Annotated in this window: 20 protein-coding genes; 16 read left to right on the forward strand and 4 right to left on the reverse strand. The window is 54.2% G+C overall.

Annotation, left to right across the window (positions count from 1 at the left end; genetic code table 11):
- Positions 1-10: 10 nt before the first annotated feature.
- The 13 genes from CNE01S_RS03850 to lpxC all read left to right on the forward strand — a co-directional run bounded on the left by CNE01S_RS03850 (position 11) and on the right by lpxC (position 16,093).
- Positions 11-1,777 carry a peptidoglycan glycosyltransferase FtsI gene (locus CNE01S_RS03850; RefSeq protein ID WP_061273603.1) on the forward strand — a complete coding sequence of 589 codons (1,767 nt, stop codon included), beginning with the start codon at positions 11-13 and terminating at the stop codon, positions 1,775-1,777.
- On the forward strand, positions 1,764-3,251 hold the full coding sequence (gene murE / locus CNE01S_RS03855; RefSeq protein WP_061273605.1) for a UDP-N-acetylmuramoyl-L-alanyl-D-glutamate--2,6-diaminopimelate ligase: 1,488 nt from the start codon (positions 1,764-1,766) through the stop codon (positions 3,249-3,251). The genes CNE01S_RS03850 and murE overlap by 14 nt, the downstream gene beginning before the upstream one ends.
- On the forward strand, positions 3,248-4,606 hold the full coding sequence (gene murF, locus CNE01S_RS03860) for a UDP-N-acetylmuramoyl-tripeptide--D-alanyl-D-alanine ligase (RefSeq protein WP_061273606.1): 1,359 nt from the start codon (positions 3,248-3,250) through the stop codon (positions 4,604-4,606). The genes murE and murF overlap by 4 nt, the downstream gene beginning before the upstream one ends.
- Entirely contained in the window at positions 4,600-5,682 is a 1,083-nt protein-coding gene (gene mraY, locus CNE01S_RS03865; protein ID WP_039290277.1) for a phospho-N-acetylmuramoyl-pentapeptide-transferase, read from the forward strand. Before murF ends, mraY begins: the two co-directional genes overlap by 7 nt.
- Before the next feature lie 2 nt (positions 5,683-5,684).
- On the forward strand, positions 5,685-7,001 hold the full coding sequence (gene murD / locus CNE01S_RS03870) for a UDP-N-acetylmuramoyl-L-alanine--D-glutamate ligase (RefSeq protein ID WP_061273608.1): 1,317 nt from the start codon (positions 5,685-5,687) through the stop codon (positions 6,999-7,001).
- Positions 7,001-8,245: a cell division protein FtsW gene (ftsW, locus tag CNE01S_RS03875; RefSeq protein ID WP_039290282.1), complete on the forward strand. Its 1,245-nt coding sequence runs from the start codon at positions 7,001-7,003 to the stop codon at positions 8,243-8,245. Before murD ends, ftsW begins: the two co-directional genes overlap by 1 nt.
- Positions 8,242-9,309 carry an undecaprenyldiphospho-muramoylpentapeptide beta-N-acetylglucosaminyltransferase gene (murG, locus tag CNE01S_RS03880; protein ID WP_061273609.1) on the forward strand — a complete coding sequence of 356 codons (1,068 nt, stop codon included), beginning with the start codon at positions 8,242-8,244 and terminating at the stop codon, positions 9,307-9,309. The genes ftsW and murG overlap by 4 nt, the downstream gene beginning before the upstream one ends.
- A gap of 70 nt (positions 9,310-9,379) precedes the next feature.
- A complete protein-coding gene (murC, locus tag CNE01S_RS03885; protein ID WP_039300422.1) occupies positions 9,380-10,855 on the forward strand; it encodes a UDP-N-acetylmuramate--L-alanine ligase in 1,476 nt (491 codons plus the stop codon).
- Positions 10,848-11,768 (forward strand): D-alanine--D-alanine ligase, encoded by a 921-nt coding sequence (locus CNE01S_RS03890; protein ID WP_061273610.1) that lies wholly within the window; start codon positions 10,848-10,850, stop codon positions 11,766-11,768. The genes murC and CNE01S_RS03890 overlap by 8 nt, the downstream gene beginning before the upstream one ends.
- Position 11,769: 1 nt before the next feature.
- On the forward strand, positions 11,770-12,606 hold the full coding sequence (gene ftsQ / locus CNE01S_RS03895; RefSeq protein ID WP_061273613.1) for a cell division protein FtsQ: 837 nt from the start codon (positions 11,770-11,772) through the stop codon (positions 12,604-12,606).
- Positions 12,603-13,859 (forward strand): cell division protein FtsA, encoded by a 1,257-nt coding sequence (ftsA, locus tag CNE01S_RS03900; RefSeq protein ID WP_008461798.1) that lies wholly within the window; start codon positions 12,603-12,605, stop codon positions 13,857-13,859. The genes ftsQ and ftsA overlap by 4 nt, the downstream gene beginning before the upstream one ends.
- A 63-nt stretch (positions 13,860-13,922) precedes the next feature.
- The gene (gene ftsZ / locus CNE01S_RS03905) at positions 13,923-15,074 is read left to right on the forward strand and encodes a cell division protein FtsZ (RefSeq protein WP_008461800.1); all 1,152 of its coding nucleotides are present in this window, start codon (positions 13,923-13,925) and stop codon (positions 15,072-15,074) included.
- 101 nt (positions 15,075-15,175) lie between these two features.
- A complete protein-coding gene (lpxC, locus tag CNE01S_RS03910; protein ID WP_061273615.1) occupies positions 15,176-16,093 on the forward strand; it encodes a UDP-3-O-acyl-N-acetylglucosamine deacetylase in 918 nt (305 codons plus the stop codon).
- A gap of 8 nt (positions 16,094-16,101) precedes the next feature.
- On the opposite strand, the gene CNE01S_RS03915 is transcribed toward lpxC, so the two are convergent.
- Entirely contained in the window at positions 16,102-16,617 is a 516-nt protein-coding gene (locus tag CNE01S_RS03915) for a DUF721 domain-containing protein (RefSeq protein WP_061273617.1), read from the reverse strand.
- A gap of 22 nt (positions 16,618-16,639) precedes the next feature.
- Between CNE01S_RS03915 and secM the strand changes: the two genes are divergently transcribed.
- From secM to mutT, 3 genes are all read left to right on the forward strand, one after another.
- Positions 16,640-17,146, forward strand: coding sequence for a secA translation cis-regulator SecM (secM, locus tag CNE01S_RS03920; protein ID WP_072279095.1), 507 nt, complete (start codon positions 16,640-16,642; stop codon positions 17,144-17,146).
- Between the two features lie 63 nt (positions 17,147-17,209).
- The gene (secA, locus tag CNE01S_RS03925) at positions 17,210-19,915 is read left to right on the forward strand and encodes a preprotein translocase subunit SecA (protein ID WP_061273619.1); all 2,706 of its coding nucleotides are present in this window, start codon (positions 17,210-17,212) and stop codon (positions 19,913-19,915) included.
- Between the two features lie 62 nt (positions 19,916-19,977).
- The gene (gene mutT, locus CNE01S_RS03930) at positions 19,978-20,367 is read left to right on the forward strand and encodes an 8-oxo-dGTP diphosphatase MutT (RefSeq protein WP_061273746.1); all 390 of its coding nucleotides are present in this window, start codon (positions 19,978-19,980) and stop codon (positions 20,365-20,367) included.
- On the opposite strand, the gene yacG is transcribed toward mutT, so the two are convergent.
- From yacG to coaE, 3 genes are read right to left on the reverse strand one after another with little or no spacing between them, the layout of a single operon-like run.
- Entirely contained in the window at positions 20,364-20,561 is a 198-nt protein-coding gene (gene yacG, locus CNE01S_RS03935) for a DNA gyrase inhibitor YacG (protein WP_038475555.1), read from the reverse strand. The genes mutT and yacG overlap by 4 nt on opposite strands.
- Before the next feature lie 9 nt (positions 20,562-20,570).
- Positions 20,571-21,314, reverse strand: a complete 744-nt coding sequence (gene zapD / locus CNE01S_RS03940; protein ID WP_061273623.1) for a cell division protein ZapD — start codon at positions 21,312-21,314, stop codon at positions 20,571-20,573.
- The gene (coaE, locus tag CNE01S_RS03945; RefSeq protein WP_061273625.1) at positions 21,314-21,934 is read right to left on the reverse strand and encodes a dephospho-CoA kinase; all 621 of its coding nucleotides are present in this window, start codon (positions 21,932-21,934) and stop codon (positions 21,314-21,316) included. The genes zapD and coaE overlap by 1 nt, the downstream gene beginning before the upstream one ends.
- Positions 21,935-22,080: the final 146 nt, after the last annotated feature.

Here is a 22,080-nt window from a genome sequence, read left to right on the forward strand (position 1 = left end):
CGTGCGGCAGATGAGAGCAGCGGCAAAAACGCTTAAACCAAAACGTCAGGAAGAACAGGCCAACTTTATCAGTTGGCGTTTTGCGTTGCTCTGCGGTTGCATTCTGTTGGCGCTGGCTTTCCTGCTGGGCCGTGTCGCCTGGCTGCAGATAATCAGTCCGGACATGCTGGTGCGGCAGGGCGACATGCGCTCACTGCGCGTACAGGAAGTGTCTACTTCCCGAGGGATGATAAGCGACCGCGCGGGACGCCCTCTGGCGGTTAGCGTGCCGGTAAATGCGGTTTGGGCCGATCCGAAAGAATTACACGATGCCGGCGGTGTGACGCTGGATAACCGCTGGAAGGCCCTGGCGGATGCGCTAAAAATTCCTCTCGACCAGCTTGCTTCCCGCGTGAACAGCAACCCAAATGGGCGGTTTATTTATCTCGCTCGTCAGGTTAATCCAGATATTGGCGACTACATCAAAAAGCTTAAGCTCCCGGGGATTCACCTGCGGCAAGAATCTCGCCGCTACTATCCTTCAGGCGAAGTGACTGCTCACCTCATCGGCTTTACCAACGTCGATAGCGAAGGGATCGAGGGGGTAGAAAAAAGCTTTGATAAATGGCTCACCGGTCAGCCCGGGGAGCGCATTGTGCGTAAAGACCGCTTCGGGCGCGTTATCGAAGACATTTCCTCCACTGACAGCCAGGCCGCCCACAACCTGGCTTTGAGCATTGATGAACGCCTGCAGGCGCTGGTGTACCGCGAACTGAATAACGCCGTTGCTTTTAACAAAGCCGAATCTGGCAGCGCCGTTTTAGTCGACGTGAACACCGGTGAGGTTCTGGCGATGGCAAACAGCCCGTCCTATAACCCGAACAACCTGACCGGCACGGCAAAAGACGTGATGCGTAACCGTGCCATTACCGACATTTTTGAACCGGGTTCCACCGTTAAGCCAATGGTGGTGATGACCGCGCTGCAGCGTGGTGTGGTTCAGGAAAATACCGTACTTAACACCGTGCCGTTCCGCATCAATGGTCATGAGATCAAAGATGTGGGTCGCTACAACGAATTGACCCTTACCGGGGTACTACAGAAGTCGAGTAACGTCGGTGTATCTAAACTGGCGTTAGCGATGCCCTCCTCAGCGTTAGTAGACACTTACTCACGTTTTGGACTGGGAAAAGCGACCAATTTGGGGTTGGTCGGGGAACGCAGTGGCTTATATCCTCAAAAACAACGGTGGTCTGACATAGAGAGGGCCACCTTCTCTTTCGGCTACGGGCTAATGGTAACCCCGTTACAGTTAGCGCGAGTCTACGCAACCATCGGCAGCTATGGCGTCTACCGGCCGCTGTCGATAACCAAAGTTGACCCGCCGGTTCCCGGCGAGCGTATCTTTGCCGACTCAACCGTTCGTACGGTGCTTCACATGATGGAAAGCGTGGCGCTGCCCGGCGGCGGCGGCGTGAAAGCGGCCATCAAGGGCTACCGTATCGCTATCAAAACCGGTACCGCGAAAAAAGTTGGGCCGGACGGCAAATACATCAACAAATACATTGCTTACACCGCAGGCGTTGCGCCAGCCAGCAATCCTCGTTTTGCTCTGGTGGTGGTGATTAACGATCCGCAAGCCGGTAAATATTACGGCGGTGCCATCTCTGCACCTGTGTTCGGTGCAATCATGGGCGGCGTATTGCGCACCATGAACATAGAGCCGGATGCGCTGGCAACCGGTGAAAAAAGCGAATTTGTAATTAATCAGAAAGAGGCATCAGGTGGCAGATCGTAATTTGAGCGACCTTCTTGCTCCGTGGGTAGCTGGACTCCCTGCGAGAGCGCTGCGAGAGATGACACTCGATAGCCGCGTGGCGGCTGCGGGCGATCTTTTTGTGGCCGTGGTTGGTCATCAGGCGGACGGGCGTCGTTATATCCCGCAGGCGATAGCACAGGGTGTGGCTGCCGTGATCGCAGAAGCGGACGGCGAAGCTGCGGATGGTGAAGTTCGCGAGATGCACGGCGTGCCGGTAATTTACCTGAGCCAGCTGCATCAGCGGCTGTCTGCGCTGGCTGGTCGTTTCTATCATCAGCCTTCTGAAGCTTTACGCCTGGTCGGCGTTACGGGGACTAACGGAAAAACGACAACCACGCAGCTGTTGGCGCAGTGGGCGCAATTGCTGGGTGAAATCAGCGCCGTGATGGGTACCGTGGGTAACGGCCTGCTCGGGCAGGTTGTGCCGACAGAAAATACTACGGGCTCTGCGGTAGACGTTCAGCACGTATTGGCGAGCCTGAAGGCTCAAGGCGCAACCTTTGGCGCCATGGAAGTTTCATCCCATGGCCTGGTTCAGCATCGCGTTGCAGCGCTGAAGTTTGCTGCGTCCGTGTTTACTAATCTAAGCCGTGATCACCTTGATTATCATGGTGATATGGCGAATTACGAAGCCGCTAAATGGCTGCTGTTCTCCGAGCATGACTACGGCCAGGCGATCATTAACGCCGATGACGAAGTGGGCCACCGCTGGCTCGCTCGCCTGCCGGATGCCGTTGCGGTCACTATGGAAAATAACCTTGAGCCGGGTGCTCATGGCCGCTGGTTGAAAGCTGACGAAGTGATTTATCACGACGGCGGGGCGACTATCCGCTTCAGCTCATCGTGGGGTAAAGGCGAAATTGAAAGCCGCCTGATGGGCGCGTTTAACGTTAGCAACCTGCTGCTGGCTCTGGCAACGCTGCTGGCGCTGGGTTATCCGTTCGAGGCATTAATTGAAACTGGTTCACGGCTGCAGCCTGTTTGTGGGCGAATGGAAGTGTTCAACACTGCTGGCAAACCTACTGTAGTTGTGGATTATGCCCACACGCCGGATGCGTTGGAAAAAGCCCTGCAGGCAGCTCGCCTGCATTGCTCCGGCAAACTTTGGTGCGTGTTTGGCTGCGGCGGCGATCGTGATAAAGGTAAGCGGCCAATCATGGGCGGTATTGCTGAGCAATACGCCGATGTGGTGGTGGTGACCGATGACAACCCACGCACCGAAGAACCGAAGTCAATCGTCGACGATATCCTGACCGGCATGCTGGACGCCGGGCGTGCACACGTAGTGCTGGGGCGCGCAGAAGCGGTGACCAACGCGATTATGCAGGCCAAAGAAAATGACGTGGTGCTGCTGGCAGGTAAAGGCCACGAGGACTATCAGATTGTCGGTAACCGTCGTCTGGATTACTCCGACCGTGTAACAGCGGCGCGTCTGTTGGGGGTGGTGGCATGATTCGCGTTTCTCTGAAGCAACTGGCGTCCATTCTCAATGGACAGCTACATGGCGAAGATGCGGACATTATCGATGTCACCACGGATACCCGTAAGCTGACGGCTGGTTGCCTGTTTGTCGCGCTGAAAGGCGAACGTTTTGACGCCCATGACTTTGCCGCTGATGCGGTGCAGGGCGGGGCGGGTGCGCTGTTGGTTAACCGCAAGCTGGATATTAATATGCCACAGCTGGTTGTGGCTGATACTCGTCTTGCTTTTGGCGAGCTAGGCGCGTGGGTTCGCCAGCAGGTGCCTACTCGCGTTGTCGCGTTAACCGGTTCTTCCGGCAAAACCTCCGTGAAGGAAATGACGGCATCTATTCTACGTCAGTGTGGCAATACGCTTTATACCTCCGGCAATCTGAATAACGATATTGGCGTGCCGATGACGTTGCTGCGCCTGACGCCGGAATATGATTATGCCGTTATTGAGCTGGGGGCAAACCACCAGGGTGAAATCGCCTGGACCGTGGGTTTAACCCGTCCGGAAGCGGCTCTGGTAAACAACCTGGCTGCTGCGCACCTTGAAGGCTTTGGTTCTCTGGCCGGCGTGGCGAAAGCTAAAGGCGAGATCTTTACCGGCCTGGCGGCAAACGGCACGGCGATCCTTAACGCCGATAATAACGACTGGCTTAACTGGCAGGCGATCATTGGCGATCGCAAAACCTGGCGCTTCTCACCGAATGCGTCCGGAAGTGATTTCACGGCGACGAATATCCATATTACCTCCCACGGCACTGAATTTACGCTGCATACGCCGCAGGGCAATGTCGATGTCGTTCTGCCGCTGCCGGGTCGCCACAATATTGCTAACTCGCTGGCGGCTACTGCACTGGCAATGGCCGTTGGCGCGACGCTGGATGCGGTGAAAGCTGGCCTCGCTGAGCTTAAAGCCGTACCAGGCCGCCTGTTCCCTATTCAGCTGGCAGAAAATCAGCTGCTGCTGGATGACAGCTACAACGCTAACGTGGGTTCAATGACCGCGGCAGCACAGGTGTTGTCAGAAATGCCGGGTTACCGCGTGATGGTGGTTGGCGATATGGGTGAACTCGGTGAGGAAGCTGAAGCTTGTCATCGTCAGGTTGGCGAAGCAGCAAAAGCCGCAGGTATTGACCGTGTTTTGAGCGTCGGCTCATTAAGCAAGACGCTCAGTGACGCATCAGAAGTTGGTGAACATTTTACCGATAAACAAGCCGTGGTGGCGCGTTTGAAGGCGCTTATCGCGGAACACTCAATTTTAACCATTTTGGTGAAAGGTTCACGTAGTGCGGCCATGGAAGAGGTGGTTCGCGCATTACAGGAGAAACAAGCATGCTAGTTTGGCTGGCCGAGCATTTGGTCAAATATTATTCCGGCTTTAACGTCTTTTCCTATCTGACGTTTCGCGCCATCGTCAGCCTGCTGACCGCTCTGTTTATCTCCCTGTGGATGGGGCCGCGGATGATCGCGCGTTTACAGCAACTCTCCTTCGGGCAAGTTGTGCGTAACGATGGCCCTGAGTCGCACTTTAGCAAGAAAGGGACGCCAACCATGGGCGGGATCATGATCCTGACCGCCATTGTGGTGTCCGTACTGATGTGGGCTTATCCCTCCAACCCTTACGTCTGGTGCGTGCTGTTTGTCCTGATAGGCTTTGGGATTGTTGGCTTTGTCGATGACTACCGCAAAGTGGTTCGTAAGGACACTAAAGGGCTGATTGCGCGCTGGAAATACTTCTGGATGTCGGTGATTGCACTGGTGGTTGCTTTCACCATGTATGCAGCTGGCAAAGGGACGCCTGCAACCGAGCTGGTGGTACCGTTCTTCAAGGACGTGATGCCGCAGCTTGGCCTGTTCTACGTACTGCTTGCCTACTTCGTCATTGTCGGTACCGGTAATGCGGTAAACCTCACTGATGGTCTCGATGGCCTGGCGATTATGCCGACCGTGTTCGTTGCCGCTGGTTTTGCACTGGTCGCGTGGGCGACGGGTAACATGAACTTCGCGGGCTATCTGCACATTCCTTACCTGCGCCACGCGGGTGAACTGGTTATCGTCTGTACGGCCATTGTCGGTGCTGGCTTAGGTTTCTTGTGGTTCAACACTTATCCGGCTCAGGTCTTCATGGGGGACGTGGGTTCTCTGGCTCTCGGCGGGGCGCTGGGGACTATCGCGGTACTGCTGCGTCAGGAATTCCTGCTGGTGATTATGGGCGGCGTGTTCGTCGTTGAAACGTTATCGGTGATCCTGCAGGTGGGCTCATTCAAGCTCCGCGGGCAGCGTATCTTCCGTATGGCACCCATTCACCATCACTATGAATTGAAAGGCTGGCCGGAGCCGCGCGTGATTGTGCGCTTCTGGATTATTTCGCTGATGCTGGTGCTGATTGGCCTGGCTACGCTGAAGGTTCGCTAAACATGGCAGATTACCAGGGTAAAAACGTTGTTATCATCGGACTGGGCCTTACGGGCCTGTCCTGCGTGGATTTCTTCCTTGCGCGCGGCGTTACGCCACGCGTAATGGACTCCCGCATCTCCCCTCCTGGTCTTGATAAATTGCCTGAGAACGTTGATCGCCATATCGGTTCGCTGAATGAAGACTGGTTACTGGCGGCGGATTTGATTATTGCCAGCCCTGGGGTGGCGCTTGCTACTCCGGCATTGAGCGCCGCGGCGGATGCTGGGGTCGAGATCATCGGTGATATCGAACTGTTTTGTCGTGAAGCCCAGGCGCCGATTGTCGCTATTACCGGCTCCAACGGTAAAAGTACCGTGACCGCCCTGGTGGGGGAGATGGCGAAAGCGGCCGGTGTGAACGCAGGCGTAGGCGGAAATATTGGCCTGCCGGCGCTGATGCTTCTGAACAAAGGCTGTGAGCTCTATGTTCTGGAGCTCTCCAGTTTCCAGCTGGAAACCACCCATAGCCTGAAGGCTGCGGCGGCGACCGTCCTGAACGTGACGGAAGATCATATGGATCGCTATCCGTTCGGGATGCAGCAATACCGTGCGGCAAAGCTGAGCATCTATGAAAATGCCAAAGTTTGCGTGGTTAACGCAGATGACGCGCTGACGATGCCGGTCCGTGGCGCGGACGAACGCTGCATCAGCTTTGGTGTGGACGTCGGCGATTATCATCTTAATCGTCAGCAGGGTGACACCTGGCTGCGGGTTAAAGGGGAGAAGATCCTCAACACCAAAGAAATGAAACTGGTTGGGCAACATAACTACAGCAACGCACTGGCAGCGCTGGCGCTGGCGGATGCGGTGAATCTTCCTCGCTCCAGCAGCCTGAAAGCACTGACCACCTACACTGGCCTGGCTCATCGCTTCCAGCTGGCCTGGGAACGTAATGGCGTTCGCTGGATTAACGACTCCAAAGCCACCAACGTTGGCAGTACTGAAGCCGCGTTGAACGGCCTGCATGTTGAAGGCACGCTGCATCTGCTGCTGGGGGGAGACGGTAAGTCCGCTGATTTCTCACCTTTGGCTCGCTACCTGAAGGGCGACCGCGTGCGCCTGTACTGCTTTGGTCGTGATGGCGCCGAACTGGCCGAGTTACGCCCGGATATTGCCGAGCAGACAGAAACCATGGAGCAGGCAATGAAACTTGCCGCGCGCCGTGTGGAATCTGGCGATATGGTGCTGCTCTCTCCGGCCTGCGCCAGTCTCGATCAGTTTAAAAACTTTGAACAACGCGGCGACATGTTTACTCAATTAGCGAAGGAGCTAGGCTGATGCGTTTATCTCTCCCTCGCCTTCGCGTCCCCCGCATCCCAGGATTTGGCATCCTGGCCTGGGTCGCTTCGGCGTTAAAAGGGTGGGTAATGGGCTCCCGTGAGGCTGACGCCAATAGCATGGTGCTTTATGACCGCACGCTGCTTTGGCTAACCTTAGGCCTGGCAGCTATCGGTTTTATTATGGTGACTTCGGCGTCAATGCCGGTGGGCCAGCGTCTTGCCAACGATCCGTTCCTGTTTGCAAAACGCGACGGGCTGTACATCATCGTCGCGTTTGTGCTGGCGATGGTGACGCTGCGTTTGCCGATGGATTTTTGGCAGCGTCACAGTACGGCGATGCTGCTGGCTTCTATAGTGATGCTGCTGATTGTACTGGTCGTAGGCAGCTCGGTTAACGGTGCATCGCGCTGGATTGCCTTCGGTCCACTGCGTATTCAGCCCGCTGAATTCTCCAAGCTGTCGCTGTTCTGCTATCTCGCAAACTACCTTGTGCGCAAGGTTGATGAGGTTCGAAACAACCTGCGTGGCTTCCTGAAACCAATGGGCGTGATTTTGGTGATGGCCGTTCTGCTGCTGGCCCAGCCTGACCTTGGTACCGTAGTTGTGCTGTTTGTCACCACGCTGGCGATGCTGTTCCTTGCTGGGGCAAAACTATGGCAGTTCATCGCGATCATCGGCATGGGGATTTCGGCGGTTATTCTACTGATCCTCGCCGAGCCTTATCGTATTCGCCGCGTAACCTCGTTCTGGAACCCGTGGGAAGATCCGTTCGGCAGCGGCTACCAGCTAACGCAATCGCTGATGGCTTTCGGGCGCGGTGAATTGTGGGGGCAAGGGCTGGGGAACTCGGTTCAGAAGCTGGAATATCTGCCTGAAGCACACACTGACTTTATCTTCTCGATCATCGGTGAGGAGCTGGGATATATCGGTGTGGTGCTTGCACTTTTGATGGTATTCTTCGTCGCTTTTCGCGCGATGTCCATCGGCAAACGTGCGCTGGAATTGGATCAGCGTTTCTCCGGTTTCCTGGCATGTTCTATCGGGATCTGGTTTAGCTTCCAGGCACTGGTTAACGTAGGTGCCGCGGCGGGGATGTTACCCACTAAAGGTCTGACGCTGCCGCTTATCAGTTACGGCGGTTCAAGCCTGCTGATCATGTCTACGGCGATCATGCTGCTGTTGAGAATAGATTATGAAACGCGCCTGGCTAAAGCACAGGCGTTTACACGGAGTGCCAAATGACGGGCAAAGCGAAGCGATTGATGGTGATGGCGGGTGGCACTGGCGGGCATGTTTTCCCGGGGCTGGCCGTAGCCCATCATCTTCAGGCTGAAGGATGGGATATTCGCTGGCTTGGTACTGCGGACCGTATGGAAGCCGATCTGGTCCCGAAAAACGGGATTGAGATCGACTTCATTCGTATTTCCGGCCTTCGTGGCAAGGGCGTAAAAGCCCTGTTGATGGCCCCGGTGCGTATTTTCAACGCATGGCGCCAGGCTCGCGCCATCATGAAGGCATGGAAACCTGATGTTGTGCTGGGCATGGGCGGCTATGTTTCCGGGCCGGGTGGTCTGGCTGCGTGGTCTCTTGGCATTCCCGTTGTCTTGCATGAACAGAATGGCATTGCCGGGCTGACGAATAAATGGCTGGCAAAGATCGCGACCAAGGTAATGCAAGCCTTCCCGGGTGCATTCCCTAAAGCTGACGTTGTTGGCAACCCGGTGCGGACCGATGTACTTGCATTACCGTCGCCACAGGTGCGTTTTGCCGGAAGAGAAGGCCCGGTTCGCGTGCTGGTTGTGGGAGGCTCTCAGGGGGCTCGCGTGCTGAACCAAATCATACCGCAGGTGGCTGGGCGTTTGGGGGATGCAGTGACTGTCTGGCACCAAACCGGAAAAGGCGGTCAGGCAGTCGTGCAGCAGGCTTATGCTGAAGCCGGCCAGCCTCAGCATAAGGTCACCGAGTTTATTGATGATATGGCCGCAGCCTACGAATGGGCCGACGTTGTAGTTTGCCGCTCCGGGGCGTTAACGGTGAGTGAAATCGCGGCTGCAGGGTTACCTGCATTGTTCGTTCCGTTCCAGCACAAAGATCGGCAGCAGTACTGGAATGCGTTGCCGCTGGAGCAGGCTGGTGCCGCAAAAATACTGGAGCAACCGCAGTTCACCGTGGATGCCGTTACCCGTACCTTGGCCGGGTGGGACAGAGCAACGCTGCTGGCAATGGCCGAGCGGGCGCGTGCTGCTTCCATCCCTGATGCAACTGAACGTGTAGCAAATGAAGTCAGCGCCGCAGCGCGCGCGTAATACTTGTGGGAGGCAAATTGCCCCCCGTAAATTTGATGTAATGGCGGCATGCCGCTTGCAGGTTTAGAGAATGAATACACAACAACTGGCGAAACTGCGTTCAATCGTGCCCGAGATGCGTCGCGTCCGGCACATTCACTTTGTTGGCATCGGCGGCGCCGGTATGGGCGGTATTGCTGAAGTATTGGCTAACGAAGGTTACCAGATCAGCGGTTCCGATCTGGCGCCGAACCCGGTCACGCAACAGTTGTCGGCACTGGGTGCCACGATTTATTTCAACCATCGTCCTGAAAACGTGCGTGATGCAAGCGTGGTTGTTGTTTCTACAGCGATTTCTGCGGATAACCCGGAAATTGTCGCTGCCCATGAAGCGCGTATTCCGGTAATCCGCCGAGCCGAAATGCTGGCGGAACTGATGCGTTTCCGTCACGGCATTGCGATTGCGGGTACGCACGGCAAAACCACGACAACGGCGATGGTGTCCAGCATATACGCCGAAGCGGGCCTCGATCCTACGTTTGTCAATGGCGGTCTGGTTAAAGCAGCTGGGGTGCATGCGCGTTTGGGCAACAGTCGTTACCTGATTGCCGAGGCTGATGAAAGCGATGCATCGTTCCTGCATCTGCAGCCGATGGTCTCAATTGTGACCAATATCGAAGCCGATCATATGGATACTTACCAGGGCGACTTCGAAAATTTAAAGCAGACGTTTATTAATTTTCTGCACAACTTGCCGTTTTATGGACGTGCGGTGATGTGCGTTGACGATCCGGTGATTCGTGAGCTTTTGCCTCGTGTGGGTCGTCAAATCACCACATATGGCTTTAGCGACGACGCGGATGTACGCGTTGAAAATTATCAGCAGAAGGGCGCTCAGGGCTTTTTCACCATTGTGCGCCAGGACAAGCCTGAGATGCATGTAGTGCTGAATGCTCCGGGCCGCCATAACGCGCTGAATGCGGCTGCCGCGGTTGCCGTCGCGACGGAAGAGGGTATCGAAGACGACGCCATTTTGCGGGCGCTCGAAAGTTTCCAGGGCACAGGGCGTCGTTTCGATTTCCTGGGCGAATATCCTCTGGCTCCGGTTAATGGCAAAGCGGGCACCGCGATGCTTGTGGACGATTATGGCCACCACCCAACGGAAGTGGATGCCACGATTAAGGCCGCGCGTGCCGGCTGGCCGGACAAAAATCTGGTGATGATTTTCCAGCCACACCGCTATACGCGTACGCGTGATTTGTATGATGACTTTGCTGGGGTTCTGTCCCAGGTTGACTCCCTGGTAATGCTGGAAGTCTATCCTGCAGGTGAGGCACCTATTCCAGGAGCTGATAGCCGTTCTTTGTGCCGCACCATTCGTGGCCGTGGCAAAGTTGACCCCATTTTGGTTTCCGATCACGCGGAAGTGGCGGAAATTTTGGCGCCTGTTTTGACGGGAAATGATTTGATTCTCGTTCAAGGTGCCGGGAATATCGGCAAAATCGCCCGAAACCTGGCTGAAATCAAGTTGCAGCCTCAAACTAAAGAGGAAGGGCGTCATGGCTGATAAGATCGCCGTTCTTCTGGGGGGCACCTCCGCTGAGCGTGAGGTTTCCCTGCAATCCGGCAGCGCGGTGCTGGCCGGGTTAAAAGAAGCAGGCATTGATGCTCACGCGTTCGACCCGCAAAGCCAGTCGGTGCTCGAGCTGAAGGCTCAGGGCTTTGACAAAATTTTTATCGCGCTGCACGGTCGCGGTGGTGAAGACGGCACTCTGCAGGGGCTACTGGAGTTTCTGGAACTGCCATATACCGGCAGTGGCGTGATGGCTTCGGCGATAACGATGGATAAGCTGCGCAGCAAACTGCTGTGGCAGGGCGCTGGTTTACCTGTGGCACCGTGGGTTGCCGTTAATCGCCAGGATATTGCTGCGAGCCTGAGCAGCGCGTTGGTTGAGCGTGTTACTGCGTTGGGGTTGCCGGTTATCGTCAAGCCGAGCCGGGAAGGTTCCAGCGTCGGTATGTCGAAGGTAGACAACGTAGAGGCACTGCCAGCGGCGCTTGAGCTTGCCTTTGAACATGATGAAGAAGTGCTGATTGAAAAGTGGTTGAGCGGCCCGGAGTATACGGTTGCGATTTTAGGCGATGAAATTTTACCGTCTATTCGCATCCAACCCGCTGGAACCTTCTATGATTATGAAGCGAAGTATCTCTCTGATGAAACTCAATATTTCTGCCCTGGTGGATTAATTGAACAAAGAGAGCAGGAATTACAGGCATTAGTTCTGCAGGCGTGGCAGGTTCTTGGCTGCAGCGGCTGGGGCCGTGTAGATGTGATGCTGGATAGCGACGGGCAATTTTACCTGTTAGAAGTGAATACTTCTCCAGGGATGACCAGCCATAGCCTGGTGCCAATGGCGGCTCGCGAGGCGGGGATGAGCTTCTCACAATTAGTTGTACGTATTTTGGAACTGGCGGACTGATATGTCGCAGGCTGCACTGAACGCGCGTAATCGTGCCGAGGAAAATGCCAGCTCTCGGCGCAGCAACGGGTCCCGTCTGGCAGGGATGATTTTCCTGTGTGCGGTACTGTTGAGCGTGTTTATCGGCGGCTGGATAGTGGTGGGCTGGATGGAAGATGCCCAGCGTTTGCCACTCTCCAGGCTGGTGGTGACCGGGGAGCGGCACTACACACGTAATGATGATATACGCCAGTCTATTCTGGCCCTGGGGCCTCCGGGTACTTTTATGACCCAGGATGTGAATATCATCCAACAGCAGATAGAACGCTTGCCCTGGATCAAGCAGGCAAGCGTTAGAAAGCAGTGGCCGGACGAATTGAAGATTCATCTGGTTGAATATGTGCCGATAGCACGTTGGAATGACCAGCATATGGTTGACGCGGAGGGAAATTCCTTCAGCGTACCAGCAGAGCGCACCAGCAAGCAGAACTTGCCGCTGCTTTCCGGTCCGGAAGGCAGCGAAAACGAAGTTCTGCAAGGTTACCGTGACATGGGTGTGGTGCTGGCGAAGGATAAGTTTACGTTGAAACAAGCGGCTATGACCGCTCGTCGCTCCTGGCAGTTGACGCTGAATAACGGCATTAAGCTCAACCTTGGTCGGGGCGATACGATGAAACGTCTGGATCGTTTTGTAGAACTGTACCCGGTTCTGCAGCAGCAGGCGCAGGCTGATAACAAACGGATCAGTTATGTCGACCTGCGATACGATTCAGGCGCCGCGGTAGGTTGGGAGGCTCTTCCTCCTCCGGTACCTAATCCGAATCAGCAACAGAATCAGGCACAGGCAGAACAACAATGATCAAGGCGACGGACAGAAAACTGGTAGTTGGACTGGAGATTGGCACCGCGAAGGTTGCCGCTTTAGTAGGGGAAGTTCTGCCCGACGGTATGGTCAATATTATTGGCGTGGGCAGTTGCCCTTCGCGTGGTATGGACAAAGGCGGAGTAAACGACCTCGAGTCGGTGGTTAAATGTGTTCAACGGGCGATTGACCAGGCTGAATTGATGGCAGACTGCCAGATATCTTCAGTTTACCTGGCGCTGTCCGGCAAGCATATCAGCTGCCAAAACGAGATAGGCATGGTGCCGATTTCGGAAGAGGAAGTGACGCAGGAAGATGTTGAAAATGTGGTGCATACGGCAAAATCAGTGCGTGTTCGTGATGAGCACCGCGTTCTGCATGTGATTCCACAGGAATACGCTATTGATTACCAGGAAGGGATCAAAAATCCGGTAGGCCTGTCCGGTGTCCGTATGCAGGCGAAAGTGCATTTGATTACCTGCCATAACGATATGGCGAAAAACATCGTTAAAGCAGTTGAACGTTGTGGTTTGAAAGTTGACCAATTAATTTTTGCCGGTCTGGCCGCAAGCTATGCGGTACTGACCGAAGATGAGCGCGAGCTGGGTGTCTGTGTTGTGGACATCGGCGGTGGTACCATGGATATGGCTGTCTATACCGGCGGTGCTTTGCGTCATACCAAAGTTATCCCCTATGCGGGGAACGTGGTGACCAGCGATATCGCCTACGCCTTCGGTACGCCACCGAGCGACGCGGAAGCGATTAAAGTGCGTCATGGTTGTGCTCTGGGGTCTATTGTCGGGAAAGACGAGAACGTCGAAGTCCCGAGCGTTGGTGGACGTCCGCCGCGCAGCCTTCAGCGTCAGACGCTGGCCGAAGTGATTGAGCCCCGCTACACAGAGCTGCTCAACCTGGTCAACGAAGAGATTTTGCAGTTACAGGAACAGCTTCGCCAGCAGGGTGTTAAACATCACCTGGCGGCGGGGATTGTGTTAACCGGCGGCGCGGCACAAATTGAAGGCCTGGCAGCCTGTGCTCAGCGTGTATTCCATACGCAGGTGCGTATCGGCCAGCCGTTGAATATTACTGGCCTTACTGATTATGCCCAGGAGTCGTATTACTCGACCGCAGTAGGGTTGCTGCACTACGGGAAAGAGTCTCATCTCAGTGGTGAAGCAGAAGTGGAAAAAAGGACCTCTGTTGGCTCATGGTTTAAGCGACTGAACAGCTGGCTGAGAAAAGAATTTTAATTTTTATAAGAGACCGGAGACAATTAGCGGTCTCAGGCGACAGGCACAAAACGGAGAGAAACTATGTTTGAACCTATGGAACTGACCAACGACGCGGTGATTAAAGTCATCGGCGTCGGTGGCGGCGGCGGTAATGCCGTTGAACACATGGTGCGTGAGCGCATCGAAGGCGTTGAATTCTTTGCGGTTAATACTGACGCTCAGGCGCTGCGTAAAACGGCAGTTGGCCAGACGATCCAGATTGGTAATGGGATCACTAAAGGTCTGGGCGCAGGCGCAAATCCAGAAGTGGGTCGTAATGCTGCGGAAGAAGACCGTGAAGCTTTACGCGCTGCGCTGGATGGGGCAGACATGGTGTTTATCGCCGCAGGTATGGGCGGTGGTACCGGTACTGGCGCTGCACCTGTTGTTGCTGAAGTGGCTAAAGATTTGGGTATCCTGACCGTTGCCGTTGTGACTAAGCCTTTCAACTTCGAAGGTAAGAAGCGTATGGCATTCGCTGAGCAGGGTATCGCTGAGCTGTCCAAGCACGTTGACTCCCTTATCACTATTCCGAACGACAAGCTGCTGAAAGTGCTGGGTCGTGGGATTTCTCTGCTTGACGCATTTGGTGCGGCAAACGACGTACTGAAAGGCGCGGTGCAGGGTATCGCCGAACTGATCACTCGTCCGGGCCTGATGAACGTTGACTTCGCGGACGTACGTACCGTGATGTCCGAAATGGGCTACGCGATGATGGGCTCTGGCGTTGCCAGCGGCGAAGACCGCGCGGAAGAAGCTGCAGAAATGGCTATCTCCAGCCCACTGCTGGAAGACATTGACCTGTCTGGCGCTCGTGGCGTGCTGGTTAACATCACCGCTGGCTTCGACCTGCGCCTGGATGAGTTCGAAACCGTGGGTAACACCATTCGTGCGTTCGCGTCCGACAATGCAACCGTAGTTATCGGTACTTCTCTGGACCCAGAGATGAACGACGAGCTGCGCGTAACCGTTGTTGCTACCGGTATCGGCATGGACAAACGTCCTGAGATTACCCTGGTGACTAACAAGCAGGTACAGCAGCCGGTGATGGATCGCTACCAGCAGCACGGTATGGCTCCGCTGACGCAAGAGCAAAAGCCGGCTGCTAAAGTGGTTAACGACAATACACCGCAGACGGCGAAAGAGCCTGATTATCTGGATATTCCAGCGTTCCTGCGTAAGCAAGCTGATTAAGAATAAACCGGAAGTTGGGAATATTCGCTCTTTGTGCTAAACTGGCCTGCCGTTAGTGATATACACTCTCGGCTAGCTTAGTAATTTGGCGGGATTATACGATGATCAAACAAAGGACACTTAAACGTATCGTTCAGGCGACTGGCGTCGGTTTGCATACCGGCAAGAAAGTCACGCTGACGCTGCGCCCTGCGCCGGCAAATACCGGGGTCATCTATCGTCGCACCGACTTGAATCCTCCGGTAGATTTTCCGGCTGATGCCAAATCCGTGCGGGATACCATGCTCTGTACTTGTCTGGTAAACGAGCATGATGTACGGATTTCTACCGTAGAGCACCTCAACGCTGCCCTGGCAGGACTGGGTATCGACAACATTATTGTTGAAGTCGATGCGCCAGAAATCCCTATCATGGACGGCAGTGCGGCGCCGTTTGTTTATCTGCTGCTTGATGCAGGGATCGACGAACTGAATTCGGCCAAGAAATTTATACGTCTGAAAGAGACGGTTCGCGTGGAAGATGGCGATAAATGGGCTGAAATGTCACCGTTTAATGGTTTCTCGTTGGATTTTACCATCGACTTTAACCATCCGGCGATTGACGCAAGCACCCAGCGCTACACTATGAACTTCTCTGCTGAAGCATTCATGCGTCAGATTAGCCGTGCACGTACCTTCGGTTTTATGCGTGATATTGAATATCTGCAGTCCCGCGGCCTGTGCCTGGGCGGCAGCTTCGATTGTGCCATCGTTGTTGACGATTATCGCGTATTGAACGAAGACGGCCTGCGTTTTGAAGATGAATTCGTTCGTCACAAAATGCTGGATGCGATCGGCGATCTGTTCATGTGTGGCCATAACATTATCGGCGCATTTACCGCCTATAAATCAGGTCACGCGCTGAACAACAAACTGCTGCAGGCTGTTTTGGCTAAGCAGGAAGCCTGGGAATGGGCGACCTTCGAAGACGAAGCCGAACTTCCGCTGGCGTTTAAAGCATCTAACCTGGTGCTGGCGTAACGCTTGAATTAGCGATTACGACTGGTTTTGCTGGTACCCTCTCCGGCCAGTGAAGCCAGTCGTTCTATTGTTGCTCTTAATTTCTCCGGGCTACGTTTAGCCACCTCTCTCAACGCTTCCGCACTCTGCTTACTCAGTTGGCGATTCACTTCGTATTTCTCGGTCCCCGTCTGAGTGGTGTTTTCTTGAACAATTTCCTGCCCTTTTACCGCCAGCGAGGGATTAATCCTGATGTCGATTGATGTCAATGATGGTAAGATTTGGGCGCGTAATGCACTCAGCAGCGTGGCTTGTTCATAGCGTAAGCGCATCAGCCAGCTGGCATTTGCGGTTTCAAGGACGAGAATGCCCTGACGGAAGTTGGCCACCCGGCACCAGGGATGCAGTGGAGCAGGCAAAATGCCTTTCACTGCCCGGTTAAGACGTAGCAGAGCGACGGCGCGTTGCTGAACGTTCTGCAGCATGCTTTCCTGGCCGGCATCGTCGAACAGATTTTCTAAAGATTGCGGGCGACTGTCGCGCATACATTAAGCTCCGGCGGAAAAAGTGATTGGTATTCTAAATCGTTGGCGACAATTTGGCAGACGTTATTTCTGGCCGCATCTCCTGTTGGGGATGGTCGCGGCGAGTTTTGGCATGCCTGCGCTCAACGGTAACACAGAAACCGGCGTTCCCGCTGAAGCTTCCGCCAGCCGTCACGATTCGGTGCGTCAGCTGCGTTTCGATAGCCTTGTTCAGCTGCAAGAAAGCACCCGCCGTCCTTCCTTTAGTGTGGACTATTGGCACCAGCATGCAATCCGCACCGTTATCCGCCATCTTTCTTTTGCTATGGCACCTCAGGCTTTGCCTGTAGCACAGGAAAACGTACCTCTTCAGGCACAGCACCTTGCCCTGTTGGACACGCTTAGCGCGCTGTTAACGCAGGAAAGTAAACCTCCCGTTATTGTGCGCCAGACTGCGTTTAGGGCATCTCCTGCGGGAGACGTTTTCTGTACCGTGGTGTGGATCCGTCAGGTACAGGGCATCCGAGCAGGCCCGCTTCGCCTCAGCTAATTCATCTTCCGAACTAACAACAATTTATTGACCGCACTGACGGCAGGCGTTTGAGAATTTATTATGCTAATCAAATTATTAACTAAAGTTTTCGGTAGTCGTAACGATCGTACCCTGCGCCGTATGCGCAAAGTTGTTTCCGTGATTAACAGCATGGAACCGCAAATGGAAAAGCTCACTGACGATGAGCTGAAGGCTAAAACCGGTGAGTTCCGCGCGCGCCTTGAAAAAGGTGAAGTGCTGGAAAATCTGATTCCGGAAGCTTTCGCCGTTGTTCGTGAAGCAAGTAAGCGCGTCTTCGGCATGCGTCATTTCGACGTACAGCTGCTGGGCGGCATGGTCCTGAACGATCGCTGCATCGCGGAAATGCGTACTGGTGAAGGTAAAACCCTGACCGCAACGCTGCCAGCTTACCTGAACGCACTGAGTGGCAAAGGTGTTCACGTTGTTACCGTGAACGACTATCTGGCCCAGCGTGACGCCGAAAACAACCGCCCTCTGTTTGAATATCTGGGCCTGAGCGTAGGTATCAACCTGCCAGGCATGCCAGCTCCGGCTAAGCGTGAAGCTTACGCCGCGGACATCACCTACGGCACCAACAACGAATACGGTTTCGATTACCTCCGTGACAACATGGCTTTTAGCCCTGAAGAACGCGTGCAGCGTAAGCTTCACTATGCGCTGGTGGATGAAGTTGACTCCATTCTGATCGATGAAGCGCGTACGCCGCTGATCATCTCCGGCCCGGCCGAAGACAGCTCTGAACTGTACAAACGCGTGAACAAAATCATTCCGCACCTGCTGCGCCAGGAAAAAGAAGACTCCGACACCTTCCAGGGTGAAGGCCACTTCTCCGTGGATGAAAAATCTCGCCAGGTTAACCTGACCGAACGCGGTCTGGTGCTGATTGAAGAGCTTTTGGTGCAAGAAGGCATGATGGAAGAAGGCGAGTCGCTGTACTCTCCTGCCAACATCATGTTGATGCACCACGTAACGGCGGCGCTGCGTGCTCACGCGCTGTTCACCCGTGACGTTGACTACATTGTTAAAGATGGCGAAGTTATCATCGTTGACGAACACACTGGCCGTACCATGCAGGGACGTCGTTGGTCAGATGGTCTTCACCAGGCCGTTGAAGCGAAAGAAGGCGTCGATATTCAGAATGAAAACCAGACGCTGGCGTCTATCACCTTCCAGAACTACTTCCGTCTTTACGAGAAGCTGGCGGGGATGACCGGTACTGCAGATACCGAAGCGTTTGAATTTAGCTCCATTTATAAGCTCGACACCATCGTTGTACCGACCAACCGCCCAATGATCCGTAAAGATATGCCGGATCTGGTCTACATGACCGAGTTGGATAAAATTGGCGCTATTATCGAAGACATTAAAGAGCGTACCGCGAATGGCCAGCCTGTGCTGGTGGGGACCATCTCCATCGAGAAATCTGAAGTGGTTTCTCATGAGCTGACCAAAGCCGGTATTAAGCACAACGTACTGAACGCTAAGTTCCACGCTAACGAAGCGGGTATTGTTGCTCAGGCGGGCTATCCTGCAGCGGTAACCATCGCCACTAATATGGCAGGTCGTGGTACGGATATCGTGCTGGGTGGCAGCTGGCAGGAAGAGATTGCCGAACTGGATGATCCAACGCCAGAACAAATTGCCCAAATTAAAGCGGACTGGAAGGTTCGCCACGATGCAGTACTGGCTTCTGGTGGTCTGCATATTATCGGTACCGAGCGTCATGAATCTCGCCGTATCGATAACCAGCTGCGTGGCCGTTCTGGTCGCCAGGGCGATGCCGGTTCTTCCCGTTTCTACCTGTCGATGGAAGATGCCCTGATGCGTATCTTCGCTTCAGATCGCGTGTCCAACATGATGCGTAAGCTGGGCATGAAGCCGGGTGAAGCTATCGAACACCCGTGGGTGACCAAGGCTATTGCCAACGCACAGCGTAAAGTCGAAAGCCGTAACTTTGATATTCGTAAACAGCTGCTGGAATACGATGACGTTGCGAACGATCAGCGTCGTGCAATCTACACCCAGCGTAATGAGTTGCTCGACGTTAGCGACGTGAGCGAAACCATCGCCAGCATTCGTGAAGACGTCTTCAAAGTCACTATCGATGCGCATATTCCGCCTCAGTCTCTGGAAGAAATGTGGGACGTAGAAGGTCTGGAAGAACGCCTGAAAAACGACTTTGATCTCGAGATGCCAATCAAAGAATGGCTGGATAAAGAGCCAGAGCTGCACGAAGAAACGCTGCGTGAACGTATTCTGCAGACGGCAATTGAGCTTTATCAGCGCAAAGAAGAAGTTGTCGGGGCTGAAATGATGCGCCACTTCGAAAAAGGCGTGATGTTGCAAACGTTGGATTCCCTGTGGAAAGAGCACCTGGCGGCAATGGACTACCTGCGTCAGGGCATCCACCTGCGTGGTTATGCGCAGAAAGATCCGAAGCAGGAATATAAGCGCGAATCCTTCTCCATGTTTGCCGCGATGCTGGAATCACTGAAATATGAAGTGATCAGCACTCTGAGCAAAGTTCAGGTGCGTATGCCGGAAGAAGTCGAAGCGATGGAGCAGCAGCGTCGTGAAGAAGCCGAGCGTCTGGCACGTATGCAGCAGCTTAGCCATGTGGATGATGAAACTCAGGCCGCACAGTCGCTGGCAGCAGAAACTGGCGATCGTAAAGTGGGGAGGAACGATCCTTGCCCATGCGGTTCCGGTAAAAAATACAAACAGTGCCATGGCCGTCTAAGCTAAGGTCTGACAAAATCAAAAAGGCGCAGCTTACTGCGCCTTTTTTACGCATGGAGTTTGAGAATATGAAGCAACTGCAAATCGCCGCCGGTATTATCCGTAATCAGCAAGGTGAAATTTTTATCACGCAACGCGCAGCCGATGCACACATGGCGAATAAATGGGAATTCCCCGGTGGGAAGATTGAAGCCGGTGAGTCTCCGGAACAGGCGGTGATCCGCGAGCTACAGGAAGAAACCGGTATTGTGGTGCAAAGTACCAGCCTGTTTGAAACCCTGGAATATCAGTTTCCCGATCGCCAAATTTCACTGTGGTTTTATCTGGTTGAGCAGTGGGAAGGGGAGCCCTGGGGAAAAGAAGGGCAACCTGGGCGCTGGATTGCTCAAGGGGAGCTCATTGCCGACGAGTTTCCGCCAGCCAACGAGCCCGTTATTTTAAAACTGCTGAACGCTTAGCGCTCCTGCTCTTCGCTCCAGCCTTCGCTTTCAGAGAGGTCGCCGCTGCTCGGAATACGTTTTTCCTCTGCGGCCCATTCTCCAAGGTCTATAAGCTGGCAGCGTTTGCTGCAGAATGGCCGATATGGGCTGCTCTCGTTCCAGATAACGGCTTTACCGCAGCCTGGACAATTGACGATAGTCTCTTCGCTCATGTTTATTCCTTAACAGCAGGCCAGTTCGAAATCGAGACGCTCAGGCACCAGGCCATGTTCCGAGTCCAGTGGCATAAAACGAATCGCAAAGCGGCTTTTATGGCCGGAAATCTGCGGATAAAGCTGGTCGCCAAGAGTGAGATGTAGACGAAGCAGGTCGGCATCATCGCCGTTATCCTGGTAGAAGCCATTGAGGCTGGTTTGTTTACGGAACGGCGCGGAATTGCGGATGATGTCCAGCAGAAGATTGAGCGATTGTTTCACCGGCTCGAGACTGTTCAGCCAAAAATTAACCTGAGCATCGCGTTGTTCCTGCGGTAGATAAAGCCAAATATGCAGGGTAGGCAGGTCGAAGCTACAGCAGCCGCCGGGGATGCTAAGGCGCTGGCGTACCAGCGCAATAAGCCGATCTTCTCGCAGTATCTGCCCGATGCGCGGCGCGGCCATTAACACACTGCCGCAGCTCTCCAACTGGCTTCGCAGCGAGTCGATGCGTTGCATATCAACGCCCGGAACTTCTGACCAGCTCAGCAGTTTACGCTGCTGCCGGCCTATTTCTTTGAGGATCTCGGTGCGAATTTCACCCCTCTCAAACACATCCAGCAAGTCACCGACGTTACGAAAAAAATGCAGTGCCTTTGCGCTGTCATTAATGGGAAGTGCTGACTGCATCTGTTGGATTAAAAACTCAATACGCAGCCATGTGCGCATTTTCTCATTTAATGGGTGTTCGAAAAGAACCTGAGTGTTCATTATTCTGCTTCCTGTTGTGCGGCCAGACTAGCCAGTTTCAGGTACTGGCGATGCAGGCGGTCAACATGCACGACAACGTCCTGGGGGCTGCCGTCATTATTAATTACATCATCTGCCACGGCGAGACGGGCTTCCCGGGAGGCCTGAGCGTCAAGGATTTGCCGCGCGTGTTCGCGGGAAACACTGTCCCGCAGCATAGTACGCGTAATTTGGGTCTCGGGGGATACATCCACCACTAAAACCCGGTCCGCCTTTTGTTGCAGATTATTTTCTACCAGCAGGGGGACGACCCACAACACGTAAGGTGAGGTAGCGCGGGCAATTTCATCACGGGTTTGCTGCTGTATGATGGGATGCAGCAGGTTATTAACCCATTGCTTTTGCTGCGGGGAGCTAAAGATCGTTTCTCTCAGCGCCCGACGGTTCAAAGAACCATCTTCCAGTAGGATTGTAGGGCCAAAATGTTGAGAAATAAGAGCTAACGCACGTTGGCCTGGTTCAACAACCTGGCGGGCAATCACATCTGCATCGATGACGGTGACTCCAGCACGGGAAAAGGCTTCGGCGATGGTACTTTTCCCACTGCCAATACCGCCCGTAAGTGCAACCGTATAAACCATAGATAACCGATCCTGATGCTGTATTTATCAATAAGATAAAAGCCTTTTTGCAATGTGATTTTAAGTGAGTTTGCATCACATAAAAATCAGATATGTGCTGTCTGCGGGCTTTTTACCGTTTACCAGGTAAATTTAAACGATTGTAG

Origin of the sequence: Cedecea neteri NBRC 105707 = ATCC 33855 (genome assembly GCF_001571265.1) — a bacterium.
In the GTDB taxonomy this organism is placed as follows: domain Bacteria; phylum Pseudomonadota; class Gammaproteobacteria; order Enterobacterales; family Enterobacteriaceae; genus Cedecea; species Cedecea neteri.